The 27,000-nt window shown below is 60.0% G+C and carries 31 protein-coding genes; 9 read left to right on the top strand and 22 right to left on the bottom strand.

What is annotated here, in order from left to right:
- Window positions 1-612: a DUF2185 domain-containing protein gene (locus CBW66_RS29460; protein WP_086140026.1), complete on the top strand. Its 612-nt coding sequence runs from the start codon at window positions 1-3 to the stop codon at window positions 610-612.
- Entirely contained in the window at window positions 609-962 is a 354-nt protein-coding gene (locus tag CBW66_RS17605) for an MmcQ/YjbR family DNA-binding protein (RefSeq protein ID WP_086139989.1), read from the top strand. The genes CBW66_RS29460 and CBW66_RS17605 overlap by 4 nt, the downstream gene beginning before the upstream one ends.
- On the opposite strand, the gene CBW66_RS17600 is transcribed toward CBW66_RS17605, so the two are convergent.
- The 8 genes from CBW66_RS17600 to CBW66_RS17565 form a co-directional block, all read right to left on the bottom strand.
- The gene (locus tag CBW66_RS17600; protein WP_070224514.1) at window positions 959-1,891 is read right to left on the bottom strand and encodes a CysB family HTH-type transcriptional regulator; all 933 of its coding nucleotides are present in this window, start codon (window positions 1,889-1,891) and stop codon (window positions 959-961) included. The two genes, CBW66_RS17605 and CBW66_RS17600, sit on opposite strands and share 4 nt — an antisense overlap.
- A gap of 12 nt (window positions 1,892-1,903) precedes the next feature.
- The gene (locus CBW66_RS17595; protein WP_086139990.1) at window positions 1,904-2,974 is read right to left on the bottom strand and encodes a sulfate/molybdate ABC transporter ATP-binding protein; all 1,071 of its coding nucleotides are present in this window, start codon (window positions 2,972-2,974) and stop codon (window positions 1,904-1,906) included.
- A 1-nt stretch (window position 2,975) separates the two neighbouring features.
- Window positions 2,976-3,902, bottom strand: coding sequence for a sulfate ABC transporter permease subunit CysW (gene cysW / locus CBW66_RS17590; RefSeq protein ID WP_086140027.1), 927 nt, complete (start codon window positions 3,900-3,902; stop codon window positions 2,976-2,978).
- Window positions 3,899-4,708 (bottom strand): sulfate ABC transporter permease subunit CysT, encoded by an 810-nt coding sequence (gene cysT, locus CBW66_RS17585; protein ID WP_070224513.1) that lies wholly within the window; start codon window positions 4,706-4,708, stop codon window positions 3,899-3,901. The genes cysW and cysT overlap by 4 nt, the downstream gene beginning before the upstream one ends.
- Window positions 4,709-4,944: 236 nt before the next feature.
- Entirely contained in the window at window positions 4,945-5,583 is a 639-nt protein-coding gene (locus CBW66_RS17580) for a peroxiredoxin (protein WP_086139992.1), read from the bottom strand.
- A 43-nt stretch (window positions 5,584-5,626) separates the two neighbouring features.
- Window positions 5,627-6,193 (bottom strand): alpha/beta hydrolase, encoded by a 567-nt coding sequence (locus CBW66_RS17575; protein WP_086139993.1) that lies wholly within the window; start codon window positions 6,191-6,193, stop codon window positions 5,627-5,629.
- Between the two features lie 50 nt (window positions 6,194-6,243).
- Window positions 6,244-7,248, bottom strand: coding sequence for a sulfate ABC transporter substrate-binding protein (locus CBW66_RS17570; protein WP_086139994.1), 1,005 nt, complete (start codon window positions 7,246-7,248; stop codon window positions 6,244-6,246).
- A 131-nt stretch (window positions 7,249-7,379) separates the two neighbouring features.
- Window positions 7,380-7,763: a diacylglycerol kinase gene (locus tag CBW66_RS17565; RefSeq protein ID WP_070224509.1), complete on the bottom strand. Its 384-nt coding sequence runs from the start codon at window positions 7,761-7,763 to the stop codon at window positions 7,380-7,382.
- 154 nt (window positions 7,764-7,917) lie between these two features.
- Here CBW66_RS17565 and CBW66_RS17560 point away from each other — a divergent pair, with 154 nt between their 5' ends.
- Entirely contained in the window at window positions 7,918-8,697 is a 780-nt protein-coding gene (locus CBW66_RS17560) for an IclR family transcriptional regulator (protein ID WP_046685991.1), read from the top strand.
- 30 nt (window positions 8,698-8,727) lie between these two features.
- Here the strand turns inward: CBW66_RS17560 and pbpG are convergent, their stop codons facing one another.
- The 3 genes from pbpG to CBW66_RS17545 form a co-directional block, all read right to left on the bottom strand.
- Window positions 8,728-9,801: a D-alanyl-D-alanine endopeptidase gene (pbpG, locus tag CBW66_RS17555; protein ID WP_086139995.1), complete on the bottom strand. Its 1,074-nt coding sequence runs from the start codon at window positions 9,799-9,801 to the stop codon at window positions 8,728-8,730.
- A 177-nt stretch (window positions 9,802-9,978) separates the two neighbouring features.
- Entirely contained in the window at window positions 9,979-10,698 is a 720-nt protein-coding gene (locus CBW66_RS17550) for a nitroreductase (protein ID WP_086139996.1), read from the bottom strand.
- A gap of 14 nt (window positions 10,699-10,712) precedes the next feature.
- Window positions 10,713-11,639 (bottom strand): DMT family transporter, encoded by a 927-nt coding sequence (locus CBW66_RS17545; protein WP_086139997.1) that lies wholly within the window; start codon window positions 11,637-11,639, stop codon window positions 10,713-10,715.
- Window positions 11,640-11,991: 352 nt separating this feature from the next.
- Here CBW66_RS17545 and CBW66_RS17540 point away from each other — a divergent pair, with 352 nt between their 5' ends.
- On the top strand, window positions 11,992-12,558 hold the full coding sequence (locus CBW66_RS17540; protein ID WP_070224506.1) for a phasin family protein: 567 nt from the start codon (window positions 11,992-11,994) through the stop codon (window positions 12,556-12,558).
- 131 nt (window positions 12,559-12,689) lie between these two features.
- Here the strand turns inward: CBW66_RS17540 and CBW66_RS17535 are convergent, their stop codons facing one another.
- From CBW66_RS17535 to CBW66_RS17505, 6 genes are all read right to left on the bottom strand, one after another.
- Entirely contained in the window at window positions 12,690-13,412 is a 723-nt protein-coding gene (locus tag CBW66_RS17535; RefSeq protein ID WP_086139998.1) for an ABC transporter ATP-binding protein, read from the bottom strand.
- Window positions 13,409-14,182, bottom strand: coding sequence for an ABC transporter ATP-binding protein (locus CBW66_RS17530; RefSeq protein ID WP_086139999.1), 774 nt, complete (start codon window positions 14,180-14,182; stop codon window positions 13,409-13,411). The genes CBW66_RS17535 and CBW66_RS17530 overlap by 4 nt, the downstream gene beginning before the upstream one ends.
- 12 nt (window positions 14,183-14,194) lie before the next feature.
- The gene (locus CBW66_RS17525; RefSeq protein ID WP_086140028.1) at window positions 14,195-15,412 is read right to left on the bottom strand and encodes an ABC transporter ATP-binding protein; all 1,218 of its coding nucleotides are present in this window, start codon (window positions 15,410-15,412) and stop codon (window positions 14,195-14,197) included.
- Between the two features lie 31 nt (window positions 15,413-15,443).
- The gene (locus CBW66_RS17520) at window positions 15,444-16,373 is read right to left on the bottom strand and encodes a branched-chain amino acid ABC transporter permease (RefSeq protein ID WP_086140000.1); all 930 of its coding nucleotides are present in this window, start codon (window positions 16,371-16,373) and stop codon (window positions 15,444-15,446) included.
- 300 nt (window positions 16,374-16,673) lie between these two features.
- A complete protein-coding gene (gene ispH / locus CBW66_RS17510) occupies window positions 16,674-17,621 on the bottom strand; it encodes a 4-hydroxy-3-methylbut-2-enyl diphosphate reductase (protein ID WP_086140002.1) in 948 nt (315 codons plus the stop codon).
- Window positions 17,622-17,630: 9 nt separating this feature from the next.
- Window positions 17,631-18,086: a peptidylprolyl isomerase gene (locus CBW66_RS17505; protein ID WP_070224501.1), complete on the bottom strand. Its 456-nt coding sequence runs from the start codon at window positions 18,084-18,086 to the stop codon at window positions 17,631-17,633.
- A 120-nt stretch (window positions 18,087-18,206) separates the two neighbouring features.
- Here CBW66_RS17505 and radC point away from each other — a divergent pair, with 120 nt between their 5' ends.
- The 3 genes from radC (at window position 18,207) to rpmG (ending at window position 19,555) form a co-directional block, all read left to right on the top strand.
- Window positions 18,207-18,881: a DNA repair protein RadC gene (radC, locus tag CBW66_RS17500; protein WP_086140003.1), complete on the top strand. Its 675-nt coding sequence runs from the start codon at window positions 18,207-18,209 to the stop codon at window positions 18,879-18,881.
- Between the two features lie 247 nt (window positions 18,882-19,128).
- A complete protein-coding gene (gene rpmB, locus CBW66_RS17495) occupies window positions 19,129-19,365 on the top strand; it encodes a 50S ribosomal protein L28 (RefSeq protein WP_010400928.1) in 237 nt (78 codons plus the stop codon).
- A gap of 22 nt (window positions 19,366-19,387) precedes the next feature.
- Window positions 19,388-19,555: a 50S ribosomal protein L33 gene (rpmG, locus tag CBW66_RS17490; RefSeq protein WP_010400929.1), complete on the top strand. Its 168-nt coding sequence runs from the start codon at window positions 19,388-19,390 to the stop codon at window positions 19,553-19,555.
- 148 nt (window positions 19,556-19,703) lie between these two features.
- Here rpmG and CBW66_RS17485 read toward each other — a convergent pair whose 3' ends face one another.
- From CBW66_RS17485 to CBW66_RS17465, 5 genes are all read right to left on the bottom strand, one after another.
- Window positions 19,704-20,912, bottom strand: coding sequence for a fatty acid desaturase (locus CBW66_RS17485; RefSeq protein ID WP_086140004.1), 1,209 nt, complete (start codon window positions 20,910-20,912; stop codon window positions 19,704-19,706).
- A 133-nt stretch (window positions 20,913-21,045) separates the two neighbouring features.
- Window positions 21,046-22,404 carry a mechanosensitive ion channel family protein gene (locus tag CBW66_RS17480; protein ID WP_086140005.1) on the bottom strand — a complete coding sequence of 453 codons (1,359 nt, stop codon included), beginning with the start codon at window positions 22,402-22,404 and terminating at the stop codon, window positions 21,046-21,048.
- 125 nt (window positions 22,405-22,529) lie between these two features.
- On the bottom strand, window positions 22,530-23,849 hold the full coding sequence (locus tag CBW66_RS17475) for an RsmB/NOP family class I SAM-dependent RNA methyltransferase (RefSeq protein WP_086140006.1): 1,320 nt from the start codon (window positions 23,847-23,849) through the stop codon (window positions 22,530-22,532).
- Window positions 23,850-23,870: 21 nt separating this feature from the next.
- Window positions 23,871-24,479, bottom strand: coding sequence for a phosphoribosylglycinamide formyltransferase (gene purN / locus CBW66_RS17470; protein ID WP_086140007.1), 609 nt, complete (start codon window positions 24,477-24,479; stop codon window positions 23,871-23,873).
- Window positions 24,480-24,635: 156 nt separating this feature from the next.
- On the bottom strand, window positions 24,636-25,034 hold the full coding sequence (locus tag CBW66_RS17465; protein WP_034747450.1) for a barstar family protein: 399 nt from the start codon (window positions 25,032-25,034) through the stop codon (window positions 24,636-24,638).
- A 401-nt stretch (window positions 25,035-25,435) separates the two neighbouring features.
- On the opposite strand from CBW66_RS17465, the gene CBW66_RS17460 reads away from it, so the two are divergent.
- Both CBW66_RS17460 and CBW66_RS17455 read left to right on the top strand, forming a co-directional pair.
- On the top strand, window positions 25,436-25,948 hold the full coding sequence (locus tag CBW66_RS17460) for a glycine zipper 2TM domain-containing protein (protein ID WP_070224495.1): 513 nt from the start codon (window positions 25,436-25,438) through the stop codon (window positions 25,946-25,948).
- 220 nt (window positions 25,949-26,168) lie between these two features.
- A complete protein-coding gene (locus CBW66_RS17455) occupies window positions 26,169-26,957 on the top strand; it encodes a spermidine synthase (RefSeq protein WP_086140008.1) in 789 nt (262 codons plus the stop codon).
- The last annotated feature ends 43 nt before the right edge of the window (window positions 26,958-27,000 follow it).

Raw genomic sequence — 27,000 nt, 5'->3', positions numbered from 1 at the left:
ATGCCCAGCTGGCACCTGGCCGACGCCGCCGAACTGGCGGCGCGCCACCCCTATACGTTCTATAAATCGCCGCCCGAAGCCATCGCCCAGGTGCGCCCCGGCGAGGTGGTCAAGCTGATCTTCGCCTTCCACAGCGACGATCCGCAGGCGCCGGGCGCCGAGCGCATGTGGGTGCTGGTCGACACGGTCGGGCCGCATGGGCACTTTACGGGCAAGCTCGACAACATGCCCGGCTACATCGCCGATTTGCGCGCCAAAGACCCCATCGCCTTCGCGGCGCGCCACATCATCAATACCCAGCACGACGATGACGACAACCTCGTCAACCGCTACGCGGGCCTGTGCTTCGTGACGAAAAGAGTGCTGGAAGACGGCGCGCCCGTCGGCTACCTGTACCGCGAGGAACCGGACAACGACGACGACAGCGGCTGGCGCTTCACGGCCAACGACGAGAGCGACGACTACATCAACGACAGCGCCAACGTGGCCCTCGTGTCGCTGGGCGCCGTGCTCAGCGTGGACGACCGTTTTATTGCGCTGCTGGATGCCCCTGCCGGCGCGGCCTATGCCTTCGACCGCAACACACAACAATTCATGGCAGTGGACGAATGACAACAGATGAACTGAAGGAATTTTGCGCGGCCCTGCCCGGTGCGCAAGCCGCGCTGTACGATGCGCCGTCGAACATCCTCGTGTATGAAGTGAGCGGCAAGAAGTTTGCCTATTTCAAGACCAGCGCACCGGAGCAGTGGCGCTTCAGCCTGCGCGTCAGCACAGAACGATTCATCGAACTGACGGACATGCCGGGCGTAAAACCGGCCCGCTACATGGGCCGCTTTCACTGGGTGACCATCGTCGATGTGACGCGCTTCCCTCCAGATTATCTGGCGGAACTGGTGCAGGATAGCTACGCGCGCGCCGTGGCCAGCCTGACGCGCGCACAGCGGGCCGCACTGGCTTAAAGAGCCTCTTCGCCCGCCATGGCGCGGTCGATGTCTTCACGCGTCAGGTCCGGCGCCAGCTGCAGGATGAACTCGTAGGCGTAGGCGCGCAGGTAGGCGCCGCGGCGTACGGCCAGGCGCGTCGTGTTGGTGGCGAACAGGTGCGACGCTTCCACGGCGCGCAACCCTTTGTCGCGGCCATGGTCGAAGGCCATCGAGGCAACGATGCCCACGCCCAGGCCCAGCGCCACGTATTGCTTGATGACGTCGGAATCCATGGCCGTGAGGATGATGTCGGTCGTCACGCCCGCCTTGGCGAAGGCATCGTCGATATGGCCCCGTCCCGTGAACCCCTTGTCGTAGGTAATCAAGGGATACTTGGCCAAGTCCTCCAGGCGGATCGGCGAGTGTTCGAGCAGCGGGTGGCCGTCCGGCACGACGATCAGATGGCTCCAGCGGTAACACGGGAACGACACGAGGTCGGGGAACTGGCTCAAGCCTTCCGTGGCGATGCCGATATCGGTCTTGCCCGACAGCACCCATTCCGCGATATGCTCGGGCGCGCTTTGCTGCAGCGCGATGCGCACATCGGGGAAGGCGGCGCGAAAGCCCTGCACCACTTTCGGCAGCGCATAGCGCGCCTGCGTGTGCGTGGCCGCCACCGATAACGTTCCGCTGGTCTGGCCGCTGTATTCGAGGCTGGCCTGCTGCAGATTTTCCGCCTCGATCAGGAGGCGGTCGACGATCTTCAGGATACCCTTGCCCGGCTCCGTCAAGCCCGTCAAGCGCTTGCCGTTGCGTTCGAAAATCACCACGCCCAGCTCGTCCTCGAGTTCGCGTATCTGCCGGCTCACGCCCGGTTGCGACGTGAACAGGGCATTCGCCACTTCCGTCAGGTTATAGCCGCGGCGGGCCGCTTCGCGGATCGAACGCAATTGTTGAAAGTTCATGGCTATCCTGTATCAAGTTCGGTTGGGTTCAACAAATACATGGAGGCGTTTCGGGCGGACAACTAATGTCTCGCCTTCCTTCAGCTGCAGATGGGTAAAACGCTCGTTCGACATCACTGCTTCGATCAGCTCGCTGTTGTCGACGCGCTGCAAGTCCAGCTGGGCCAGCGGGCCGATCGCATGCGCGCGGCTCAGCTTCACCACGATGCCTTCGGCGCCCTGCGTGTAGCGGTCGATTTCCAGGTCGTGCGGACGCACATAGGCCGTGCCCTTGCTGTCGCTCACGCCCGCATAATCGGGCACCTCGAAGCTGGCGTCGCCCGTCGCCATCACGCCGTCATGCACGCGGCCATGGAACAGGTTGACGTTGCCGAGGAAGCCGTAGACAAACGGCGACGCCGGGTGGTTGTAGACTTGCTCAGGAGAACCCAATTGCTCGACGGTGCCCTTGTTCATCAACACCACCTGGTCGGCCACTTCCAGCGCCTCTTCCTGGTCATGCGTGACGAAAATACTGGTCACGTGCAAGTCGTCATGCAGGCGGCGCAGCCAGCGGCGCAATTCCTTGCGCACCTTGGCATCCAGCGCGCCGAACGGTTCGTCGAGCAGCAGCACGCGCGGTTCGACGGCCAGGGCGCGCGCCAGGGCGATGCGCTGGCGTTGGCCGCCAGACAGTTGCGGCGGATAGCGGTCGGCCAGCCAGTCCAGTTGCACCAGCTCCAGCAAATCTTTCACCTTGCGGCGGATCTGGTCTTCCGACGGGCGCTCGCTGCGCGACTTCACACGCAAGCCAAACGCCACGTTCTCGAATACCGTCATGTGCTTGAACAGCGCATAGTGTTGAAACACGAAACCGACTTGCCGCTCGCGCACGTGGCGGTTCGACGCGTCTTCCGCATCGAGCAGCACCTGGCCGCTGTCAGGGTGTTCCAGGCCAGCAATAATGCGCAGCAAGGTGGTCTTGCCGCAACCCGACGGGCCCAGCAGGGCCGTCAGTTCGCCGGCGGGAAAGTCCAGCGAGATATTGTCGAGGGCGACGAAATCGCCGAAGCGCTTGTGGATGTTTTTAACTGCGATGGTCATATCAGTGCTCCGTAGAACGTAAGGCGGAATCGTCGGCGTCGCTCTCGTTCAAACGCCACTCAATGAAGGCTTTCAGGGCCAGGGTCACCAGCGCCAGCAAGGCCAGCAGCGAGGCGACGGCAAACGCGGCGGCGAAGTTGTACTCGTTGTACAGAATCTCCACCTGCAGCGGCATGGTGTTCGTTTCCCCGCGAATATGGCCGGAGACCACGGACACGGCGCCGAACTCGCCCATGGCGCGGGCGTTACACAGGATCACGCCATACAGCAAGCCCCACTTGATGTTCGGCAAAGTGACCCGGCGGAAGGTATTCCAGCCCGAGGCGCCCAGCACGATGGCGGCCTCTTCCTCTTCGCTGCCCTGCGACTGCATCAGCGGGATCAGTTCGCGCGCCACGAACGGGAAGGTAATGAAGATGGTGGCCAGCACGATGCCGGGCACGGCAAACAGAATCTTGATGTCGTGCGCCTGCAGCCACGGGCCGAACCAGCCCTGGGCGCCGAACATCAGCACATAGATCAGGCCGGAAATCACGGGCGAGACGGAAAACGGCAAGTCGATCAGGGTCAATAAAATGCTCTTGCCGCGGAACTCGAACTTGGCGATGCACCAGGAAGCGGCCACGCCGAACACCAGGTTCAGCGGCACGGCGATGGCCGCCGTGATCAGGGTCAACTTGATGGCGGAAATCGCGTCCGGATCGATGATGGCGGCGACATACGCTTCCCAGCCCTTCTTGAACGCTTCCGCAAACACGGCCACCAGGGGCACGATGAGGAAAGCGGTCAGGAACAGCAAGGCGATGCTGATCAATACCGTGCGCACCCACAAGGGTTCCAGCACGACGGGGCCGACGTTCGGTTCGAAGCGGCGCGCCGTCGGCCGCGCAGTGTCCACGCCAGCGGCGGCAGTCGTATGCGTACTCATGATTTCTTCGCCTTTCCGCGCGTCCATGCTTGCAACAGGTTAATCGTCAACAACAGCAAAAAGGACACGACCAGCATCACCACGGCGATGGCTGTGGCGCCCGCATAATCGTATTGCTCCAGCTTGGTAATAATGAACAGCGGCGTGATTTCCGACACCATCGGCATATTGCCGGCGATAAAGATCACGGAACCGTACTCGCCCGTGGCGCGGGCGAAGGCCAGCGCAAAGCCCGTCAACAACGATGGCAAGATGGTGGGGAAGATGACACGGATAAACGTTTGCAGGGAATTGGCGCCCAGGCTGGCGGCCGCCTCTTCCAGTTCCTTTTCCGCGTCTTCCAGCACCGGTTGCACGGTGCGCACGACAAACGGCAAGCCGATGAAGGTCAACGCCACCACCACGCCCAGCGGCGTGAACGCCACCTTGATGCCCAGCACGCCTTCGATGAACTGGCCGAACCAGCCGTTCGAGGAATACAGGGCCGTCAGGGTGATGCCGGCCACGGCCGTCGGCAAGGCGAACGGCAAGTCGACCAGCGCATCGATGATGCGCTTGCCGGGAAACTTGTAGCGCACCAGCACCCAGGCCAGGATGCCGCCAAACACCACGTTCAGCAGGGCGGCGATCAGCGAGGCGCCAAAGGTCAGGCGGTACGAGGCCATCACGCGCTCGGATGTGACGGCGCTGAAGAAGGCGTCCCATGTCATGGTGAAGGTCTTCAGGAATACCGACGACAACGGAATGAGGACGATCAAGGCCAGGTAAAAGAGCGTGAAGCCCAGTGACAGCTTAAACCCCGGCATGACCCGAAACGGCGCTCCGCGCGCCTTGAGCGGCGCTGCTGATGCTGATGCTGCAGACATAGAAACCCCTTCTTATTACATTTTTGAGTTATAGAGCGCAATAATCACATGCAGACGTTATAAAAAGAACTAACCATTTCTCATTTGCTTAGATGGATTTTGCATACTTGCCGGCAGATTCGACAGGCGAAAAAAAACGCACCGGCGAGGTGCGTTTTTTATGAAAGTAGGAACTTTTATTTGTTTGGCTGCGGCGTGAGGCGCAAGTACGGCTTCGCGGCCGTAAAGCCCTTCGGATATTTCTGCTTGATCACGTCCGGGTCTTGCACGGTCAAGGGAATGATGACGTCGTCGCCATCGTTCCAGTTGCCGGGTGTGGCCACCGTGTAGCCGTCCGTCAGCTGCAGGGCGTCGATGACGCGCAGGATTTCATTGAAGTTGCGGCCCGTGCTGAGCGGATACGTGAGGATCAGCCGTACTTTCTTGTTCGGGTCGATGATGAAAACGGAGCGCACGGTGGCCGTGACGGACTGCTCCGGGTGGATCATGTCGTACAGCACCGACACTTTCTTGTCGACGTCGGCGATGATGGGGAAGCCCACCACCGTGTTTTGCGTCTCTTCGATATCCTTGATCCAGCTCTTGTGCGACTCGGCCGCGTCCACGGACAGGGCGATGGCCTTCACGTTGCGCTTGTCGAATTCCGGCTTGAGCTTGGCCGTCAGGCCCAGTTCCGTCGTGCATATGGGGGTAAAGTCGGCCGGGTGGGAAAACAGCACCACCCAGGAATTGCCCGCCCACTCGTGGAACTTGAGCGGGCCGATCGAGCTGTCTTGTTCAAAATCAGGGGCGACATCGCCCAAGCGTAAAGTCATCGTGATCTCCTTGAGAGGTTGTGTGGCGACAATGTTCGTCGTATCAGGCTGCCTGACGGTGGCGCTTGTCGCTTTGCGCCAGATCAAACAGCGTTTGCAGTTGCGCCTGGCCATAGACCCAGTCGCCCAGCCCCGACTCGGCGTTGATATGGCCCAGCGTACCGCCATCAATATACTTGCAATTCCAGCGCCGCGCCCACTGCGCCGCGTGTTCGGCCGTCATCCACGGGTCCGTCTGGCTGGCGATCAGGATGCCGGGGCAAGGCAGGCGCTTTTGCGGCAATGCCTTCGCCACGCCAAACTTGTCCGGGTCGGCCGGCCCCACCAGCAGCACGCCGGCCACGCCCTGCGGGTCGCGCGCCAGGCTGTGCGCCGTCGTCAGGCAGCCGAAGCTGTGGGCGACGATCAGGGTCGGGCGCGCATCCTGCCGCCGCACCTGGTCCAGGCGCGCCGACCAGATAGCCAGGTCGGGCGCGTTCCAGTCATCCTGCTCGACCCGCTCGAATTGCGGATACAGACGCTGCCAGCGGCTCTGCCAGTGCTCGGGACCGCTGTTATGCAAGCCCGGCACGATCAGTACCCGGTAATCGGAAAAGCTGCGCAGCGCCATGATGGATCCTTCAAAAATCGGCACAGGCAGGCTTGCGCCTGCCATGGAGATTATTTCGGTTGATAAATCTGGTCGAAGATGCCCCCGTCGGCAAAGTGCGCCTTCTGTGCCGCCGTCCAGCCGCCCGCCACCTGCTCGATGGTGAACAGGTTGACCTTGGCGAACTGCGACGCGTATTTCTTCGCCGCCTTGTCCGTTGCCGGACGGTAGTAATTCTTCGCGATGATGTCTTGCGCTTCGTCCGTGTACAGATAGTTCAGGTAAGCCTCGGCCACCTTGCGCGTACCGTGCTTGTCGGCAAACTTGTCGACGACGGCGACAGGCGGCTCGGCCAGAATGCTGACGGACGGCGTGATGATGTCGAACTTGGTCGGACCCAGTTCCTTGACGGCAAGATACGCCTCGTTTTCCCAGGCGATCAGCACGTCGCCGATGCCGCGTTCGACGAAGGTGGTGGTGGCACCGCGCGCGCCGGAATCGAGCACGGGCACGTTTTTATACAGTTTGCCGAGGAAATCCCTGGCCTTGGCTTCGTTGCCGCCCGGCTGGCGCAGCGCGTAGCCCCAGGCTGCCAGGTGATTCCAGCGGGCGCCGCCCGAGGTTTTCGGATTCGGCGTGATGACGGACACGCCCGGCTTGACCAGGTCATTCCAATCCTTGATACCTTTCGGGTTGCCTTTGCGCACCAGGAACACGATGGTCGAAGTGTAAGGCGAGCTGTTGTGCGTCAAGCGCTTTTGCCAGTCGGCCGCCAGCAGCTTGTGCTCGGCCAGCGCATCGATGTCATAGGCGAGGGCCAACGTCACCACGTCCGCTTCCAGGCCGTCGATGACGGCGCGCGCCTGCTTGCCGGAACCGCCGTGCGATTGCTTGATCTTGACGTTGTCGCCCGTCTTGCCTTTCCACTCCTTGGCAAACGCCGTATTCACATCCTGGTACAGCTCGCGCGTCGGGTCATACGACACGTTGAGCAGGGTGATATCGGCAGCCTGCGCCGTTTGCAGGACGGCAAACGCGCTGAGGGCGGCGGCAATGATGATTTTTTTCGACAGCATCTAAGATCCCCGTGTGGTTGAACTTGCAGAGCCACCAGATTACGGCCCGGCGACCGCAAAGAGAACGAAGCGTTTCGCCGTTTGATATGCGATTTTTGCATATGCACGTCGCACAAGGGGGGATTTAGTGCTTAATAGAACCGGTTGAACAACACCACGGACCACGTGGCGAAGGCCAGGATGCACGTGAGCAGCACGGCGGCGCTGCCGAAGTCCTTGGCATTTTTCGACAGCGGATGGCGCTCGAGCGAAATGCGGTCGACCACGGCTTCGATTGCCGAATTGATCAGTTCGACGATCAGCACCAGCAACAGCACGCCGATCAGCACCAGTTTTTCAAACGCGGAGATGCGCAGCAGCAAGGCGATCACGGTGCCGACGACGAACAGGCCCAGTTCCTGGCGGAATGCGTGTTCATGGCGCCAGGCCGCCTTCAAGCCATCGAGCGAGTAGAAGAAGGCGGAAAAAATCCGTTTCAAGCCGCTTTTGCTCTTGAATTCATTGACAGGTTGCATAGTTTTCCATGGTTCAAAGCACATGCTATTCACGCATTATGACGGGCACAATAGGGATTGTGACAATTTATTCGCTTTATATCTCGGAACATTTCACTATTTTTTCACATCATGGTATAAAGATGCATGAATACTGCATTGCACCAAATCCATCATGAAAATTGAACCGGTCGCAGCCCCAAAGACGACGATCCAGGTGATCGAACGCATGGTCGCCCTGCTCGATGCCCTGGCCAAATATTCCGACCCGGTCAGCCTGAAGGAATTGTCCAAGGTTTCCGGCCTGCACCCTTCGACGGCGCACCGCATCCTCAACGACATGGTGCTCACGCGCTTTGTCGACCGCATCGAACCGGGCACGTATCGGCTGGGCATGCGCCTGCTGGAACTGGGCAATGTGGTGAAAAGCCGCCTCAGCGTGCGCGAAGCGGCGCTCGATTTCATGCGCCAGCTGCACAAGAAAACCCAGCAAACCATCAACCTATCCGTGCGCCAGGGCGACGAGATCGTCTACATCGACCGCGCTTTTTCCGAGCGCTCGGGCATGCAGGTGGTGCGCGCCATCGGCGGCCGCGGCCCGCTGCACCTGACCTCGACCGGCAAGCTGTTCCTGTCCGTCGATGAGCCGAAAGCCATCCGCGCGTACGCCACGCGCACGGGCCTGGCCGGGCACAACAAGAATTCCATCACGGATCTGCAAAAGCTCGAGCGCGAGCTGAGCCTGGTGCGCGAACGCGGCTATGCGCGCGACAATGAAGAGCTGGAGCTGGGCGTGCGCTGCATGGCCGCCGGCATCCGCGACGATTCGGGCAAGCTGATCGCTGGCCTGTCGATCTCGGCGCCAGCCGATCGCCTGCAGGATGAGTGGCTGGTGGACCTGGTGGAAACGGCGAACCAGATTTCAGTGACCTTGGGTTTTATACCGCAAGACTAAAGAAACAGGGCAGCAACGCTGCCCTGTCTTTTAACCGCCAGGCAAGCTCATGTTGGCCGGTTTCAACGCTTCCAGCCACTTGCGCATGCGTCCCGCATCGGCCGTACGCGACTGTTTCCCCTTGGAATCGAGGAAGACCATGATCACGGCCCGTCCTTCGATGACGGCCTGCATCATCAGACAACGTCCCGCCTCATTGATGAAGCCCGTCTTTTGCAAGCCGATTTCCCAGCCGGGATTGGCCACCAGGTGATTCGTATTGCCAAACTGCATAGGCTGGCCGCTGGCTTCGACGATGGCTTTCGGGTCCGTCGAGTACTCGCGCAGCAGCGGATGGCGGAAGGCGGCCATGGCCAGCTTGCCCAAGTCGCGCGCGCTGGCCACGTTCATTTTCGACAAGCCGCTGGAATCGACGTAATGCGTATCCATCATGCCCAGCTGGCGCGCCTTGCTGTTCATGGCGTCGACAAACGCGGGCAAGCCGCCCGGATAATTGCGGCCCAGCGCCGAGGCGGCGCGGTTTTCCGAGCTCATCAGGGCGATGTGCAGCATATTCGCGCGCGTCAATTGCGAACCCACTTTCAGGCGCGAGCTGCTGAACTTGGCGCGGTCGACGTCTTCGTCCGTAATCGTCAGCAATTCATCCATGTCCTGGTGCGCTTCGACCACCACCAGGCCCGTCATCATCTTGGTGATGGAGGCGATGGGCAGGGCGACATTCGAATTCTTTTCAAACAGCACTTCCGAATTGGCCTGGTCCAGCACCAGTGCCACGCTCGACTTGAGGTCGAGCGGATCGCGCGTGAGGTTCAGGCCGGCCAGGTCGCCCATGGTGGGCATCGGGGCGGCCATGGGCACGGCCACGCTGCTGACTTTTTGATAGATGACCTTGCGTTTGCCGCGCACCATGACGACCCGGCGCACGCTCTTTTCGCGCGGCGCGGCCGTCGCGCCCTTGCGCAGCACGACCTTGATTTTCTTGGTGTTGTGTTTCTTGGAGGCTGAGGATTTGCCGTTCGCGTCCCTGGCGTGCACGGCCGCAGCCGGCGCCAGTGCAAACAACAGGGAAGCCAGGACACCCAGCGCAAGTTTAAACTTAGCCATTCGATAATTCCCCGTGAAGCTGTTGCCTTATTGCAGTGTAGCGAAATGCAGAGTATTCGCAAGCCTATTTAACAGTTGGGACAGTATTTATTGCAGCACTGAAATACAAAGCGTTGGCGATCAGCAAACAAGCTCATCCTTGATCGGCCATTTGCGCCTGCCCATCGCTTGCAGTGTCTATTTGTCCATGAATTTAACAAAGCCGGCCAGCGGCTCGCGTTCCGTGCTCAGGCGGTTCTCGATCTTGTCCGGGTCGGCATAGCCGAGGGCCATGCCGCACACCACCATTTCGCTGGCCGGTATGCCCAGCTCGTCGCGGATGATGTCATGGTAGTGGATGAAAGCCGCTTGCGGGCAGGTATCGAGTCCCCGCGCGCGCGCCGCCAGCATGATATTTTGCAAGAACATGCCGTAATCGAGCCAGGAACCCTGTTCCAGCACCCGTTCGATGGTAAAGATCAAGCCCACGGGCGCATCGAAAAACTGGAAGTTGCGCCCATGCTGGGCCGCCATGCCGGCCGTATCGCCCCGTTCCAGGCCCAGCAGCTGATACAGATCCAGGCCGATCTTGCGGCGGCGCTCGATGAACGGCGCCGTCCACTGGCGCGGGTAATAGGTGTACGACGCCGTGCGCGCGGGCGCATCGGGCGCTTTCGGCGCGGCATAGGCCTCGAGGATGCGGCGTGACAGGCGCAGGCGCGCTTCGCCCGACAGCACATACACTTTCCACGGCTGCATGTTGGCGCCCGAGGGCGCGCGCGCCGCCACTTCCAGGATGCGCGCGATTTCGTCCTGCGCCACCGGCGTGGGTAAAAAGGCGCGGATCGAACGGCGCGACAGGATGACGCTATCGACGGCTTGCTGCGCCGCCTGTGTTTCAGATACTGGCTTGCTCACTGCGCTGCTCCCTGCTATTTCTTGACTACAAACACCACGCCGATCACGGCCACCAGCATGCCGGCGATGCCCAGCATATTAAATGCTTCGCCAAACATCAGCCAGGCCATCACGGCCGTCGTGGGCGGCGTCAGGTACAGCAAACCGGTCACTTTCGTCGCGTCGCTGCGGCGGATCAGGGCGAACAGCAGAAAGATGGCGCCGATCGACAGCACGAGTACCGACCACAGCAAGGCGCCAATAAAATTCGCCGTCCATTGGACGTTGCTGAAATGCAGGTCCAAGCCTTCGTAATACAAGGCGAATGGCAAGACCACGACGATGGAAGCGGCAAACTGCACCACCGTCCCGGTGCGCAAATCGAACTGGGGACAGTGGCGTTTTTGATACATGGTGCCGGCCGTCATCGACAGCAGGGCGAACACGCACAGCAGCACGCTTTCCACCGTCAAGCCCACGAGGTTGATCTTCGCGTAGACGACCAGGGCCACGCCCAGCAAGCCGAAGAACAGGCCCAGCCATTGGCGCGGGCGCACGGATTCGCCGATCAGCGGTGCGGCGCAGGCCGTCAGCACGGGCTGCATGCCCACGATCAGGGCCGACAGGCCGGCCGGCATGCCCAGTTTGATGGCGCACCACACGCCGGCCAGGTAGCCGGCCTGCATCAGGATGCCGGCCACGGCGATCTGGCGGAACTGCCCCACGGGCCACGGCGCGCGCAACAGCAGCACCAGCGGCAGCAGGATCACCAGCACGCCCAGGAAGCGCAGCAGCAAAAAAGTCAGCGGCGGCGCGTACGGCAGGCCGAACTTGGCGACGATAAAACCTGTGCTCCATAACAACACGAAGAAACCAGGCAAGGCCATCGGTACCAGGGTCGTCAGGAAAGGGATTTTGGAAGCTTTGCCGCTGGCGCCAGCCGCGGCGGGAAGATTGGACATGGTATCAACTCGGGAAACAGGATCGGCACCGGAGAGCTGCGCCAGTGCGGGAGGCAAAGTCTAGCATGCTGCGCCGCGATCGTCCCCCGCAGCCACTGGAAATGATGGTTTAGACATAAACCATTGACACGTAGAAATCAAATATTTCTCTTTAGAAACAATGACTTTTGATGCAAATCTATTCAATTGTTGCATCGCACAAGAAACGCTTGACTTCGTTTTTTTTCGCCGTAGAATAGGGTTTGTTGCGTTGCACAATTCTTGTTCAGCTTGAAAAATTTAGATTCACCTGCTTTCCCAAACGGTACACGCAGCATCAAATTAACCAGATTTCGATTTTTTGGAGATTTATATGTTTTCAATTCCTGAGCAATTTTCGTCCGCTACCAAAGCCAACCTGGAAGCCCAATTCGCCCTGTTCTCGTCGCTGACGGGCAAAGCGTTCGAAGGCATCGAAAAGATCGTCGAACTGAACCTGACCGCTGCCAAGGCGACCCTGGAAGAATCGACCGCCGCCGCCAAGCAATTGCTGTCGGCAAAAGATCCACAAGAATTCTTCTCGCTGAGCGCTGCTCAAGCCCAGCCTAGCGCCGAAAAAGCCATCGCTTACGGCCGCCATCTGGCTGCCATCACGTCGGGCACCCAAGCCGAGTTCAGCAAAGCTGCTGAAACGCAAATCGCTGAAACCAACCGCAAAGTCCTGTCCCTGGTGGAAGAAGTCACCAAGAACGCGCCAGCCGGTTCGGAAAACGCCGTCGCCATCCTGAAAAGCGCCATCGGCAACGCCAATGCAGGCTACGAGCAGTTCTCGAAAACCAGCAAACAAGCCGTTGAAGCGATCGAAGCGAACCTGACCTCGGCCGTGAACCAGTTCACGCAAGCGGCTGAAAAAGTCGTGCCGCGCGCTGCTGCCAAGTAATTATCGCGCGACCGCCACGGCGGTCCGCTGTTACCTGCTCCTCCAGGCATCCATCCCGCACTTCCCTGACGGATGCCATTATGCCCCAGCCCAGCTGGGGCATTTTTTATGCCAAAATATTTCCTGGCAGCTTACTCGCCCAGATACGCCGCCTTCACGCGCGGGTCGTCGAGCATGGCCGCCGCGTTGCCGCCCATGGTGACCAGGCCGGAATCCATCACATAGCCACGGTGCGCCGCCTGCAGGGCCAAACGGGCATTCTGTTCGACCAGCAAGATCGTGATGCCTTCGGACGACACCTTGCGGATCACCTCGAAGATTTTCTCGACCATGATGGGCGACAGGCCCATCGACGGCTCGTCGAGCAGCAACAGCTTCGGATGGCTCATCAGGGCGCGTGCCATGGCCAGCATTTGCTGCTCGCCGCCCGACAGGGTGCCGGCCATCTGCGCCGCCCGCTCCTTGAGGCGCGGAAACACGTCGAACCACTTGGCAATGTCATCCTCGACACCCGCCTTGTCCGTGCGCGTGTAGGCGCCCATCATGAGGTTTTCGCGGATCGACATGCGGGTAAACACGCCCCGTCCTTCCGGCACCATGGCCAGCTTCCTTTCCACCAGGTGGAACGATTTCGTGCCCTTGAGCGCTTCGCCCAGGTAACTGATCGTCCCTTCGATCTTGCATGCAGGTAATGTGCCCGTGATGGCTTTCAAGGTCGTCGTCTTGCCGGCGCCGTTCGCGCCGATGAGGGCGATCAGCTCGCCCTGGTTGACTTCCAGGTCGATGCCTTTCACGGCCTTGATGCCGCCGTAGGCCACGTGCAAGCCCGATACCTTCAGTACACTGTTACTCATGCGTGCGACCCTCCCAGGTAAGCCTCGATGACGGCCGGGTTTTGTTGTATTTCGGCCGGCAAGCCTTCCGCGATGCGCTTGCCATACTCAAGCACCGTGATGCGGTCGCACAATCCCATCATCAGTTTCACGTCGTGCTCGATCAACAGCACGGTCTTGCCTTCGGCCTTGATTTTCACCAGCAACTCGCGCAGGGCCAGCTTTTCCGTCGCGTTCATGCCGGCCGCCGGTTCGTCGAGTGCCAGCAGTTGCGGGTCGGTGGCCAGCGCGCGGGCGATTTCCAGGCGCCGCTGGTCGCCGTACGACAGGAAGCGCGCCGTGCGGCTGGCGAACTGGGCGATGCCGACGAAATCGAGCAGCTCCATGGCGCGCCGGCGGATGGACGCTTCTTCCTCGCGCGCCGCCCTGTGGCGGAAGATGGCGCCGAACACGCCCTGGTGCGAGCGCACGTGGCGCCCCACCATGACGTTTTCCAGCGCCGTCATGTCGCCAAACAGACGGATGTTCTGAAACGTGCGCGCGATGCCCGCCTTCGCCACCTTGTGCGGCGCGGACGGCGAATATGGCTTGCCGGCCAGCTCGAAAGTGCCCGTGTCGGGCTGGTACAGGCCTGTAATGACGTTGAAGAAGGTCGTCTTGCCGGCACCGTTCGGGCCGATCAAGCCATAAATCTGCCCTTGCTTGATGGTAATGCCCACGTCCGTCAACGCCTGCAAGCCGCCGAAACGTTTATTTACGCCGGCGATATTGAGAATGATCTGTTCGCTCATGCTATCCCTCCCTTACGCGGACACGACGCCGGTGGATTTGTCGGGCTGGTCGACATCGTGGTCCGGCCGGTCTTCGTGCTTCGGCGATGGCCAGAGGCCGGCAGGGCGTATAAGCATAATAAGTACCATGGCCAGACCGTACAGCAACTGGCGCAGTACTTCAGCGTCGATGATGATCTCGCCAAACAGCGCCTTCTGCGCCGGCTCGACGACATGGCGCAACACTTCGGGTATGGAAGCAAGGATCACGCCGCCCAGGATCACGCCAGGGACATGGCCGATGCCGCCCAGCACTACCATGGCCAGTACGGCGATCGATTCCGTCAGCGAGAACGATTCCGGCGCGACAAAGCCCTGGAAGGCGGCAAACATGGCGCCCGCCACGCCGCCGAACGAGGCGCCCATGGAAAAGGCCAGCAATTTGACGTTGCGGGTATTGATGCCCATGGCCTTGGCGGCGATCTCGTCTTCGCGGATGGCGACCCAGGCGCGGCCCAGGCGCGAATGCTGCAGGCGCTTGGTGACGAACACGACGGCGATGCACAGAAACAGGAACAAAAAGTAATACGCGTTCACGGACGGCATGGAAAAGCCGCCGACCACGACGGTGCTGTTGGTACCCGCCTCGCCCGCCAGGTTGACGCCGAAGATGCGGATCGGGTCAACCATGTTGATGCCTTGCACGCCATTCGTAAAATTGATGGGCTCATTCAAGTTGCCCATGAAAATACGGATGATCTCGCCAAAGCCCAGGGTCACGATGGCCAGATAGTCGCCGCGCAGTTTCAAGGTCGGCGCACCTAGCAAGGCGCCGCACAGGCCAGCCACAGCAGCGGCCAGGGGCACGATGATCCAGATAGACAGGTGGATGCCGTTTTCGCGGATTTCCGGCCCCATCAGTTGCACCAGGGATGCGCCCAGCACCGGATACTGGTTCACCACCGATTCAAGCAGGATGGCGAACTGCGGCGACGCCAGCAAGGCCGTCAGGTAGGCACCCACGGCGTAGAAGGCGATGTAGCCGAGGTCGAGCAGGCCGGCAAAGCCGACGACGATGTTCAAGCCCAGGGCCAGCATGATGTACAGCAAGGCCATGTCGACGATGCGCACCCATGAATTGCCGAACTGGGCGGCAAAAAACGGGAATACCATCAGCAGCGCGGCCAGGCCCAGCATGCCGGCGTAGGCTTTGGTCGGATTTTTCTTAGCGTTAAAATCGAGTAGTGCCATGATGGTCAACTCCTTGTTTTTATGGATGACGTCAGGCGCGGTCGGCCACGCGTTCGCCCATGATGCCGGACGGGCGCAGGGTCAGCACGATGATCAGCACGATGAAGGCAAAGATATCCTGGTAATTGCTGCCGAGGAAACCACCGGTGAGATAGGCGATATACCCGGCGCCCAGGCTCTCGATGAGGCCCAGCAGGATGCCGCCCAGCATGGCGCCATAGATATTGCCGATGCCGCCCAGCACGGCCGCGCAAAATGCCTTCAGCCCGGGAAGCGCTCCCATCGAAAACTTTACCGAAGCATAGTTGGCGCCCCACATCACGCCCGCCACGGCGGCCAGCGCGGCGCCGATGGCAAAGGTGGCGACGATGACCTTGTCGGAATCGACCCCCATGAGGCCCGCCACGCGGGGGTTCTCCGCCGTGGCCCGCATGGCGCGGCCCATCTTGGTTTTCTCAATAAGTAAGACCAGGGATCCCATGGAAATGGCGGCCAGGGCCAGCAGCAATACCTGCGTTTGGGAAATAACAGCACCACCGATGTGCAGCGGGTCGGTCGACAGCAACTGGGGAAATGGCAGCGGATTGCGCGTCCAGATCATCATGGCGAAGGTTTGCAGCAGGATGGAGACGCCGATGGCGGTAATCAGGGGGGCGAGGCGGGGGGCGTTGCGCAGGCGGCGGTAGGCGACCCGCTCGATGAAGATGTTGACCAGAATACAGATGGGAATGGCACCAAGGATGGCGGTGGCCAGTTTCAAATAGCCGGGCCAGTCCGGCACATAAATGCCCAGCAGCTTAAGGATGGTCAAGCCCACCATGGCGCCGATCATGAGCACATCGCCGTGGGCGAAGTTGATCAGGTTCAACACGCCGTACACCATGGTGTAACCGAGGGCGATCAAGGCATACATGCTGCCCAACACCAAGCCGTTGATGATTTGCTGGATGAATGTATCCATGGTCAGATTGCCCTATCAAATATACATTTTTCGGGAACAACTTCCGCCGGAACATGTCGCTGATACAAAAACGGCACCGGAGGAAGAAATCCTGCAGTGCCATCCCTGGACCGTTCTCACCAACATGGTGCACGCACTCAAAACGGGCGTGACCTTGCTTAGTCATAACGACAACATATTCAAGCTTGAGGCAATCATAACGATCTTTTGCAAAAACTAAACTTGGAATAAACCGATCATTTCCGAATTAAATTCGGTTTTGAAGCAACTATCTCATCGATACTCAATCGTCCCGCAGGCTCAGGCGACGTCGCGCTTGATGCCATCGAGGCCTTTCGGCATCGGGAACGTGACGGCTTCCTGTACGCCATCGAGCGGACGCACGCTCTTCACGCCGCACTCTTTCAAGCGGTCGATGACGGCTTGCACCAGCACCTCGGGCGCCGAGGCGCCAGCCGTGACACCCACGCGCAGCTTGCCTTCCAGCCAGGCGGGGTCGATCTGCGAGGCATTGTCGACCATGTAGGCGGGCGTGCCCATCTTCTCGGCCACTTCGCGCAAGCGGTTCGAATTCGAACTGTTCGGGCTGCCCACAACGATCACCACTTCCACTTGCGGCGCCATGAATTTCACGGCTTCCTGACGGTTGGTGGTGGCGTAGCAAATGTCGCCTTTTTTCGGCTCGGCGATATTCGGATATTTCGCTTTCAAGGCCGCAATAATGTCGCTGGTGTCGTCAACTGACAACGTTGTTTGCGAAACATAGGCCAGACTGTCCGGATTGGCGACCTGCAATGCCGCCACATCGTCGAGCGTTTCCACCAGATGCATGCCCATGTCGGCCTGGCCCATCGTGCCTTCCACCTCGGGATGGCCGTCGTGGCCGATCATGATGATCTCGCGGCCTTCGCGGCGCATCTTGCCCACTTCCATGTGAACCTTGGTGACCAGAGGGCAAGTCGCATCAAAAATGCTCAGGCCGCGCGACTCCGCCTCGGCGCGCACGGCTTTCGACACGCCATGCGCGGAAAACACGAGCGTATTGCCAGCAGGCACGTCGTCGAGGTCATCAATAAAGATGGCGCCCTTGTTGCGCAAGTCGGCCACCACATAGGCGTTGTGGACGATTTCATGGCGCACGTAGATCGGTGCGCCAAATTGCTGCAAGGCGCGCTCGACGATTTCGATCGCCCGGTCGACGCCAGCGCAGAAACCGCGGGGCTGGGCCAGTAACAGTTCTTTATCCATCGCTATTCCTTACAGGACCGAAATGAGCTTGACTTCAAAACGCAGCGGCTGGCCGGCCAGCGGATGGTTGAAGTCGAACAGGGCAGAATCCTCGCGCATTTCGCGCAGCACGCCGGCAAAGCGGCCGCCGCCCGGCGCGGCGAAGTCGACCAGGTCACCGATCTTGTAGTCGGCGCCCGGCACCGAGTTCTCGTCCAGCGTCGCGCGCGAAACGGATTGCACCAGCTCGGGATTGCGTTCGCCAAAGCCTTCGCCGGCCGCCAGCTCGAACGTCTGGTGCGTGCCTTCAGGCAAGCCCAGCAGGCGTTGCTCGAGGAATGGCGCCAGCTGGCCCTGTCCCAGCATCAAGGTCGCGGGATTTCCGCTGAAGGTAGTGACAATATCAGTACCGTCAACAGTAGCAAGACGATAATGCAGGGTGAGGTAAGCGGCTTCGGTGACGACTGCTGGTTGCTCGTTGGACATAGTAGTTTTCAGGTAACTGGTGCAAAACGATATTGTAAGCCACACTGGCCGCGCCTGCCCCATGGCTTCGTCAAAGAAGGCCGCACTGGGGCGCGCGCCGGTGCCAAACAGGAGAACAACATGGGCATCAAGGATTGGCCGGCCGGCGAACGGCCGCGCGAACGCCTGATCGAAGATGGCGCGCAGTCGCTGTCGGATGCGGAATTGCTGGCCGTGTTTCTGCGCACGGGCGTGCGCGGCAAGAGCGCCGTGGAGCTGGCGCGCGACACGGTCGAACACTTCGGCTCCCTGCGTGGCCTGTTTGGCGCCAGCCTCGTGAGTTTTTCCGCCGTGCATGGCATGGGCAGCGCCAAGTTCGCCCAGCTGCAAGCGGTGCTGGAACTGGCGCGGCGCGCCATCATCGAAGATTTGCAGGCGGGGCAAGCCCTCCATTCGCCGCACGCCGTCAAAGATTATTTGCGCCTAACCCTGGGCAATCTGGCGCATGAAGCGTTTCACGTGTTGTTTTTGGACGTCAAGAACCGCCTGATCACGACGCAGGAAATGTTTCGCGGCACCCTCACCCACACCAGCGTGTATCCGCGCGAAGTGGTGAAACAGGCGCTGCTGCACAACGCGGCCAGCGTCATGCTGGCCCACAACCACCCGTCCGGCTCGCCGGAACCGAGCGAATCGGATCTATTGCTGACGCGCGCGCTGGCGCAAGCGTTGTCGCTGGTGGACGTGCGCATCCTCGACCATTTCGTCGTGGCCGGGCGGCAAGTGCATTCGTTTGCGGAACATGGCCAGATCTAGGCCGGCGCCAGCCGATTCACAGTTAACCATGTGTAAACAAGGACATACGTGACAGCAGCGGGACGCTTGTCTAACAGTAAACAGCGCTGTTTACCAGTGCTTTCCCCTAGGAAGAAGGGTAAAAGTCAAATTGTTAAATAAATCCAATGCAACATGACACAATTGTTTTTCGCAAGTCATTGATAAATCTGCTTATTTTGGATATACTCTCGTTTTTCCAATTTGGAATATCTTTAAGGAGTGCGCCATGGCACGTGTTTGCCAAGTCACTGGGAAGAAGCCGATGGTCGGCAACAATGTTTCCCATGCAAACAACAAAACCAAACGTCGTTTTTTGCCTAACTTGCAGAATCGTCGTATTTTTGTTGAATCTGAAAACCGCTGGGTCTCCCTGCGTTTGTCCAACGCCGGTCTGCGCGTCATCGATAAAGTCGGCATCGACGCCGTATTGGTCGATATGCGCGCTCGTGGCGAAAAAGTCTAATTAGCAGAATAAGGGAGCTATCATGGCAAAATCAGGCCGCGACAAAATCAAGTTAGAATCGACCGCCGGTACGGGTCACTTCTACACGACCACCAAAAACAAGCGTACGACGCCTGCGAAAATGGAGATCATGAAATTCGATCCTAAAGCACGCAAGCACGTCACGTACAAAGAAACCAAAATCAAGTAATTGATCTTGTGTTCTGTAAAAAGAGCCGCTCCGATGAGCGGTTTTTTTTCGCCCCGATTTTCACGCCCTCCTCCCGCCCTTGTGCCGGGACGAAAAAAAGCCCTGGAAACCAGGGCCTTGATATGCAGCAGCTTACTTATGCATCACTTTATGCATAACTGCGCAGGCGCAAGGAAAAGTCCTGCAGCGACTGGATACCCGACGCTTCGGCGCGCGCGCACCAGTCTTGCAGCTTCTGCAGCAGTTGCTCGCGCGTAAAGTGCGAACGCTCCCAGATGGCGCCCAGCTCCACGCGCATGTGGTGCATGGTTTCCAGCGCCTTGCTGTGCTGGAACAGTTCCGACAGTTGCTCATGGTGCGCATCGGCCAGCTTGCCCGGCTCGCGCTGCATCAGCTTGCGCGATGATTTCAGGAAACGCTTTTCCAGCTCCGCCTTGTGTTTCAGATGTTCCAGCTCTTCCTTCCAGGCATGCTTGATCGATTTCGCATACTTGGCCATCACGTCGTAGCGGTTGGCGATGACGGACTGCAAGGTCTCGAAGTCCGCCTCCATCTTGCCATGGGAAAACTTCGGTGCCGGCGCCAGCTTTTTCACCTTGGCCAGGCCCAGCATTTCCAGCGCGCGGATATACGCCCAGCCGATATCGATTTCATACCATTTCGACGACAGCTTGGCCGACGTCGCATACGTATGGTGATTGTTGTGCAACTCTTCGCCGCCGATCAGGATGCCGAACGGAATGATGTTGGTGGCCGCGTCGGCGCAGTCATAGTTGCGGTAGCCCCAGTAGTGGCCGATGCCGTTGATGATGCCGGCCGCCGTGATGGGGATCCAGATCATTTGCACGGCCCACACGGAAATGCCGATCACGCCGAACAGGACGAAATTCACGACGAACAGGATCACCACGCCCAGCCAACTGTATTTGGTGTACAGGTTGCGCTCGATCCAGTCCGTCGGCGTGCCGTGGCCGTACTTGGCCATCGTTTCCATGTTCTTCGATTCAGCGCGGTACAGTTCGGCGCCTTCCCAGAACACTTTCTTGATGCCGCGCGTCACGGGGCTGTGCGGATCTTCTTCCGTATCGCACTTGGCATGGTGCTTGCGGTGGATGGCGGCCCACTCCTTGGTGACCTGGCCCGTCGTCAGCCACAGCCAGAAACGGAAGAAATGGCTGGGAAGCGCATGCAATTCCAGCGCGCGGTGGGCCTGGTGGCGGTGCAGGTAAATCGTGACGCTGGCGATCGTGATGTGGGTGACCACCATGGTGTACAGGAAAACTTGCCATGCGGACAGATCGGTAATCCCCGTGGCCATGAACTGCAAAACGTCGTGTAAAACGGAACTCAATGTCATTACTACTACTCCAAGTGGACAGGGCGTGCGCACGGTCGCTCCAGTGACTCTGGAGGTCCGGCAGAGTTAATTTTAGGCGTGATTGTACGCCCTAATGGGTGTTATCAGGCAAAAACGGAGGCAGGCAGCGAGGTTAAGGCTGGGTGCCGGATGGCGGGGACTCACCGTCTGCCGCGCTGGCGAGCGGGGCAGGAGGCGTACCAACAATACGCAATTCGCGTTGCGGAAACGGTACAGTGACCTTATGTTCCTGCAAGGTGCGCCAGATGGCGCGGTTCACATTCGACTTCACGCCGCCGGTGCCGTTTTCCGGATCGGCGATCCAGAAACCGATCTGCACGTCGAGGCCGTCGGCGCCGAAACGCACGAGGGTCGCCGATGGCGGATTGCTTTGCGACACACGCGGCACCTTGGCCGTCGCCGCTTCCAGCAAGGGGAAGATGACATCGAGATCCGTTTCATAGCCCACCGATACGGCCGTCGACAACCAGACCATGCGGTTGCTCAACGACATGTTCTGCACGCCGCCGGAAATCAGCATTTCATTCGGCACGATGGATTCAACGCCATCGCCACCCAGTAACACAGTATAGCGCGTATTGATCTGCGTGACCTTGCCTGTAAATTGACCGACGGTGATCATGTCGCCGATGGTCAGGCTGCGGTCGAGCAGGATGATGAAGCCGGAAACGAAGTTCGCGGCGATCTTTTGCAAGCCGAAGCCCAGCGCCACGCCGAAGGCGCCGCCAAATACGGACAGCACCGTCAGGTCGATGCCCACCAGCGACAGGCTGACCAGCACGGAAACGAGGATCAGCACGGCGCGGCCCATGCGCGACAGCACCACGCGCAAGGACGTGTGCAAGCCCTGCATTTTCATCAGGCGCTCGTCGAGCGAGGTACCGGCCCACATGGCCAGCACCAGCAGCACGGCGACCGAAATAGCGGCTTGCAAGATGGCAGCCACGGACACCTTGTTGCGTCCCAGCGGCACGACGATGCCTTCCAGGAAGGCATGCAAATCGGGCCACAGGCCCGTGATGTACAGGGCCATGCCGGCCCAGACCACCACCGTGAAGATTTTTTCCAGCAACAACATCGTGGGGCTGATCTCGCCGTGGCGGGCGAAAATGCGGCGCAGCACATAGAAGCCGAAACGCACCAGCGCCATCGAGGTGCACAGGGGAATGGCGATGCTGAGCAAGTTCACCGACTGGAACTTGGCCAGGAAATGCTGCGCAATGCCCAGCAGCATGGCCGCCAGCACGGGCGTCAAAATGCGGATGAAACTGTCCGTGCGCTGCAAGGTTTCCGGCGCGGCCGGCGTGGCGGCCGCTTCCGCCCGATGGTGCAGGAACACGCGCAACTGCCGCACCAGCAGCCAGCTCAAGGCGAGGCAGGCAATGATCGCCAGCGCCTGCCACAAAATAGCCGGCTGGCGGAAATCGTCGACAAAATCAGTGATCAGGTTAAGCAGCGGGGTTTCATTCATGGCGGATGGGGTCTGGAAGATAGTGCGGGGAAATAATCGGGCGGGGTGCCCGCAACCTGCGCCAGACGGGCTGGCGCAAGTGCATGGCCACCGCCGCGATGCCGCGGCGGTGGCCCGAGAGCAGCTTATTCGGCTGCGTCAGCGTCAACGTCGTCGGCCGGCTTTTCGTCGGCGTAGACTTTTTTCGGCATGACCTTGCGCTCGAACACGGCGGCGAAGAAGCCGTCGGTCTGATGCAAGTGCGGCAACAATTTCAGGTAGTCGCCCATTTCCAGTTCGATCTTCTGCTCGGCCAGCACCTTGTGCATCGGCACCAGGGTGAAGTCGGGGTTGGCAGCCAGGAACTGCTCGGCGATCGCATCGTTTTCTTCGTTCAGGAAACTGCAGGTGGCGTACACCAGGCGGCCGCCGCCCTTGACCAGGCGCGCCGCGCCGGCCAGGATGGCGGCCTGCTTGGCTTGCAGCTCGACGATGGAGTTCGGTTGCTGGCGCCATTTCACGTCCGGATTGCGGCGCAGGGTGCCCAGGCCGCTGCACGGCGCATCGACCAGCACGCGGTCGATCTTGCCGGCCAGGCGCTTGATCTTGGCATCGCGCTCATGCGCGATCAGCACCGGATGCACGTTCGACAGGCCGCTGCGGGCCATGCGCGGCTTCAGCTTGGCCAGGCGTTTATCCGACACGTCGAACGCATACAAACGGCCCGTGTTGCGCATCAGCGCGCCCAGCGCCAGGGTCTTGCCGCCCGCGCCGGCACAGAAATCGACCACCATTTCGCCGCGCTTGGCGCCGACGATCTGCGACAGGATCTGGCTGCCTTCATCCTGCACTTCGATGGCGCCGCTCTGGAACAACGGCAGGTTTTGCAACGATGGCTTCTTGATCACGCGCAAGCCCAGCGGCGCATACGGCGTCGGCGTGCTGAGAATCGGCGCTTCGGCCAGGGCCAGCATCACGTCGTCGCGCGTGGCCTTGAGCGAGTTGACGCGCAAGTCCAGCGGTGCCGGCGCGTTCAGCGCATCGGCCAGCTTCATCGTTTCCGCTTCGCCGAACTGGGCGATCAGCTTGTCGAACAGCCAGGTCGGCATGTTGGCGCGCATGTTCGCCGGCATCAGGCTGCGGTCGATCTGCGTGATGCGTTCCAGCCATTCCACTTCTTCTTCCGTCAGGCCGCCCAAGGAGTCGGCGCCCACCGCTTCAGCCAGGCCGAGGATGGTCAGGCGGCGCATGGTCGGGCCGCTGCCCGCTTCGGCGAAATCCGTGAAGAACGATTTGTTGCGCAGGACGGCATAAATGCCTTCGGCGATGGCGCCGCGTTCGCGCGAACCGAGGCGCGGATGGTCGCGGAAATAGCGCGACAGGGTGGTGTCGGCCGGGGCCGTGAAACGTAAAATTTCGCGCAATACTTCTTCAGCATTGGCAAGTATCGCTGGAGGCAATCTCATTGTTATTCTTCCTGTAATATTTTATTGAGGATCCACGCGGACCTGGCCATGCTCGACTGACAGTTTATCGTCAATGAACAGGCGAATGGCGCGCGGGTAAAGCAGATGTTCCTGTACCAGCACGCGCGCCGATAAGCTCTCTTCTGTGTCGCCCGGCAAGACGGGGACGGTCGCGCTCGCCACGGCCGGGCCATGATCGAGCTCGGCAGTTACGAAATGCACGGTCGCGCCGTGTTCCGTCACGCCCGCCGCGAGCGCCTGGCGGTGCGTCGCCATGCCCGGGAACAGCGGCAGCAGCGACGGGTGGATATTGAGCATGCGCCCCGCGTAATGCTCGACGAAGGGCGGCGTCAGGATGCGCATGAAACCGGCCAGCACGACCAGGTCGGGGGCAAAGCCGTCGATCACGGCTTGCAGCGCCGCATCGAACTGTTCTCGGCTGGCATAATCCTTGTTGGCAACGACTGCGGTCGCTATCCCATGTTCCGCGGCAAAAACCAGTCCCTGGGCATCGGCCCGGTTACTGATGACGGCGGCAATACGGGCTGGCCATTGCTCGGCTTGCGCCGCGCGCACGACCGCTTCCATGTTGCTGCCGCGTCCGGAAATGAGGATAACGATATTTTTCATAGCGCGCATTGTACCCGCTATGGCGAAGCGAACCAAGAAAGGCCGCTATTATTGTTGCGACGCAACATACTTGCCAGGCCGCCGCCGCTGCCGGATTACGCCGCCCAATAGGGGCAAAAAAGGCTCGTTTGGCGGCGCCGCAGCGTGAGTAGGTGCTTACTCAAACGAATAGAAGACGCGGAACGGGACTTTCTTCTCGGCCCAGTAGTCGGCCGCGTCGCGGAACACGTCGAGCAGGATCTCGCGCGCTTCCTTGTCGAATTTTTGCGTATTTGGTAATTGCTCAAGCACCACCAGAAAGCCCGTCTGCGTGCCGGCCTTGAACATGGTGTCCGTCAGGCACAGGCGCAGGGCATCGAAATTCTTCGCCAGGTTTTTCGGAAACAGGAAAGCTTCCGCAATAATGCCGATGACTTGTTGTTTGGTCTGTCCAGCGTTGCAATGCGCATATAAAAAGTGCTGCCCGAGACGGATCGCCTCGTCTTGTAATTCGGTCACGCGAAAGGCACGGATGGACTGGACAAGGTTGGGCGGCACGGTTAGTAACAAACTCATTTTTCCCTCAAATCGACCTGTTATGTATGGATTTTTTCTAGCTGCTCTTCTTATTGCATCCCCGCACGCGGGTCAATGCGCACGCGGTGATTCGATCTGTATCAACTTTTATGCGATTCAGTGCGATTTTATATAAGCCATACGCGTATTAGGGTAACGTGTTGTCCTGCATGAATCAACCCGAATATGATGTCAAACGCAAGATTTGTTACAAACCGCTGGTTTCAAGTCACTTCAACATCTTGTATCGATTGAAAGTGCATGTTACAGACTGTGGGGCAAGGGGCTTGGGCTGTTACATTTTGTTGCCATGCGAAACACTTGCCCCGGTCTGGCGGGATTACTATAGTCCCAAGTTGTAAAAAATACCCTGAAAGATTCTCTAGATAACGAGGTTACAAATGAACTTGCAAGCCAAATTGATGTTGTCAGCCGTTTGTCTCGGCACATTGCCACTCGCCCAGGCCGCCGACTTTGAAGATTTCGGCAAGGTCGTACGCGTCGTGCCGCAAGTGGAACAGATCAATCGTCCACGCCAGGAGTGCCGTACGGAATACGTGCAAGTGCAGGCACCGCCGCAACAGCGCAGCGCTGGCGGCTCCATCGTCGGCGGTATCGCCGGCGCCCTGCTCGGCAGCCAGGTCGGTGGCGGCAATGGCCGCACGGCAGCAGCAGCGGCGGGCGCGATCGCCGGCGCCGTCGTCGGCGACCGTGTCGACAACCAGAACAACTACCAGGGCGGCATGCAGGAACAAGCCGTCAAGCAATGTCGCCAGGTCGACCACTGGGAATCGCGCAACAATGGCTACCAGGTCACCTACGACTATCGCGGCCGCAACTATACAAGCATCATGTCCTACGATCCGGGCGAGCGCATCCGTCTGCGGGTCTCCATCGAACCTGCTCAGCAGTAACGCCTGACATAAGCTGCTGCGCGTCGGCATAGGCGGCCTGCGATGCTCACCGTACTTCAGTACGGTTGCGCTTCTCGGCCACCTCTGCCTTCCGCTCGCGACGCTTCTGTCAGACGTTGGTACTCAGTATTACGGGTAGAAAAATGCCGACTCTCCGGGGCCGGCATTTTTTATGCCTCCCCGGCACGGGCTATAATGCGCCACACTTTCAGGCCGCCTTATGCTTATCAAACGAAAATCCATCGAACAAGTCGAATCCTCGCGCCCTGCGCGCAAGCCCCGCTACGCCCCTGTCACCCTGTCTGAAATGGATGGCGTGCGCTATCTGCATTTCGGCACGGAATGGGTGCAGGGCGCCATGCGCATCCGCAAGCCGGACTGGCCGGAGCTCGAATACGCGCAGCAGATGATGGCGTGGATGCTGTGGATCGAGCAAGCGCAGCGCATCACCCAACTGGGCCTGGGCACGGCCGCGCTGACCAAGTTCTGCTACCGCCAGTTCCCGCAGGCGCAGGTCGAGGCCATCGAACTGAATCCATCCGTCATCACCATCTGCGCCTCGATGTTCAAGCTGCCACCCAACGACGAGCGCCTGCACGTGCGCGAGATGGATGCGCTCGACTACGTCAACGACGACGCCAACCACGGTACCCTGGACGCCCTGCAGGTGGATCTGTACGACGCCACGGCGCGCGGTCCCGTGCTCGACAGCGCTGACTTCTATGCCGCCTGCTGCGCCTGCCTGGCGCCGCACGGCATCATGACGGTCAACCTGTTTGGCGACCATCCCAGCTATGCAAAGAACATCAAGGCGATGAAGTTTGCGTTCGAACAGGTGATCTGCCTGCCGGAAGTCCATGATGGGAATGTGGTGGCGATCGCTTTCAAGACGAAAGTGGCGCTCGATACCGAGGCACAGGCCGCCCTGCTCGAGCGCGCCAAGCAAATCGTCGCCGAGACCAAGCTGCCCGCCAAGTCCTGGGTCAAGGGCATCGTCAGCACCCTGTAAACGCCGGCAGTCCCAGGCAAGGCCGGCAGCCCGGAAAGGCGCC

Origin of the sequence: Janthinobacterium sp. GW456P (assembly GCF_002127655.1) — a bacterium.
Classification (GTDB): Bacteria; Pseudomonadota; Gammaproteobacteria; order Burkholderiales; family Burkholderiaceae_D; genus Janthinobacterium.
The sequence above is the reverse complement of the archived record's forward strand: the minus strand, read 5'-3'. Positions and strand labels throughout refer to the sequence as shown.

Bases quoted from the DNA above. Each gene is read 5' to 3' on its own strand.
- CBW66_RS29460 (WP_086140026.1), top strand. From the start codon at position 1: ATGCCCAGCTGGCACCTGGCCGACGCCGCCGAACTGGCGGCGCGCCAC.
- CBW66_RS17605 (WP_086139989.1), top strand. From the start codon at position 609: ATGACAACAGATGAACTGAAGGAATTTTGCGCGGCCCTGCCCGGTGCG.
- CBW66_RS17600 (WP_070224514.1), bottom strand. From the start codon at position 1,891: ATGAACTTTCAACAATTGCGTTCGATCCGCGAAGCGGCCCGCCGCGGC.
- CBW66_RS17595 (WP_086139990.1), bottom strand. From the start codon at position 2,974: ATGACCATCGCAGTTAAAAACATCCACAAGCGCTTCGGCGATTTCGTC.
- cysW (WP_086140027.1), bottom strand. From the start codon at position 3,902: ATGAGTACGCATACGACTGCCGCCGCTGGCGTGGACACTGCGCGGCCG.
- cysT (WP_070224513.1), bottom strand. From the start codon at position 4,708: ATGCCGGGGTTTAAGCTGTCACTGGGCTTCACGCTCTTTTACCTGGCC.
- CBW66_RS17580 (WP_086139992.1), bottom strand. From the start codon at position 5,583: ATGACTTTACGCTTGGGCGATGTCGCCCCTGATTTTGAACAAGACAGC.
- CBW66_RS17575 (WP_086139993.1), bottom strand. From the start codon at position 6,193: ATGGCGCTGCGCAGCTTTTCCGATTACCGGGTACTGATCGTGCCGGGC.
- CBW66_RS17570 (WP_086139994.1), bottom strand. From the start codon at position 7,248: ATGCTGTCGAAAAAAATCATCATTGCCGCCGCCCTCAGCGCGTTTGCC.
- CBW66_RS17565 (WP_070224509.1), bottom strand. From the start codon at position 7,763: ATGCAACCTGTCAATGAATTCAAGAGCAAAAGCGGCTTGAAACGGATT.
- CBW66_RS17560 (WP_046685991.1), top strand. From the start codon at position 7,918: ATGAAAATTGAACCGGTCGCAGCCCCAAAGACGACGATCCAGGTGATC.
- pbpG (WP_086139995.1), bottom strand. From the start codon at position 9,801: ATGGCTAAGTTTAAACTTGCGCTGGGTGTCCTGGCTTCCCTGTTGTTT.
- CBW66_RS17545 (WP_086139997.1), bottom strand. From the start codon at position 11,639: ATGTCCAATCTTCCCGCCGCGGCTGGCGCCAGCGGCAAAGCTTCCAAA.
- CBW66_RS17540 (WP_070224506.1), top strand. From the start codon at position 11,992: ATGTTTTCAATTCCTGAGCAATTTTCGTCCGCTACCAAAGCCAACCTG.
- CBW66_RS17535 (WP_086139998.1), bottom strand. From the start codon at position 13,412: ATGAGTAACAGTGTACTGAAGGTATCGGGCTTGCACGTGGCCTACGGC.
- CBW66_RS17530 (WP_086139999.1), bottom strand. From the start codon at position 14,182: ATGAGCGAACAGATCATTCTCAATATCGCCGGCGTAAATAAACGTTTC.
- CBW66_RS17525 (WP_086140028.1), bottom strand. From the start codon at position 15,412: ATGGCACTACTCGATTTTAACGCTAAGAAAAATCCGACCAAAGCCTAC.
- CBW66_RS17520 (WP_086140000.1), bottom strand. From the start codon at position 16,373: ATGGATACATTCATCCAGCAAATCATCAACGGCTTGGTGTTGGGCAGC.
- ispH (WP_086140002.1), bottom strand. From the start codon at position 17,621: ATGGATAAAGAACTGTTACTGGCCCAGCCCCGCGGTTTCTGCGCTGGC.
- CBW66_RS17505 (WP_070224501.1), bottom strand. From the start codon at position 18,086: ATGTCCAACGAGCAACCAGCAGTCGTCACCGAAGCCGCTTACCTCACC.
- radC (WP_086140003.1), top strand. From the start codon at position 18,207: ATGGGCATCAAGGATTGGCCGGCCGGCGAACGGCCGCGCGAACGCCTG.
- rpmB (WP_010400928.1), top strand. From the start codon at position 19,129: ATGGCACGTGTTTGCCAAGTCACTGGGAAGAAGCCGATGGTCGGCAAC.
- rpmG (WP_010400929.1), top strand. From the start codon at position 19,388: ATGGCAAAATCAGGCCGCGACAAAATCAAGTTAGAATCGACCGCCGGT.
- CBW66_RS17485 (WP_086140004.1), bottom strand. From the start codon at position 20,912: ATGACATTGAGTTCCGTTTTACACGACGTTTTGCAGTTCATGGCCACG.
- CBW66_RS17480 (WP_086140005.1), bottom strand. From the start codon at position 22,404: ATGAATGAAACCCCGCTGCTTAACCTGATCACTGATTTTGTCGACGAT.
- CBW66_RS17475 (WP_086140006.1), bottom strand. From the start codon at position 23,849: ATGAGATTGCCTCCAGCGATACTTGCCAATGCTGAAGAAGTATTGCGC.
- purN (WP_086140007.1), bottom strand. From the start codon at position 24,479: ATGAAAAATATCGTTATCCTCATTTCCGGACGCGGCAGCAACATGGAA.
- CBW66_RS17465 (WP_034747450.1), bottom strand. From the start codon at position 25,034: ATGAGTTTGTTACTAACCGTGCCGCCCAACCTTGTCCAGTCCATCCGT.
- CBW66_RS17460 (WP_070224495.1), top strand. From the start codon at position 25,436: ATGAACTTGCAAGCCAAATTGATGTTGTCAGCCGTTTGTCTCGGCACA.
- CBW66_RS17455 (WP_086140008.1), top strand. From the start codon at position 26,169: ATGCTTATCAAACGAAAATCCATCGAACAAGTCGAATCCTCGCGCCCT.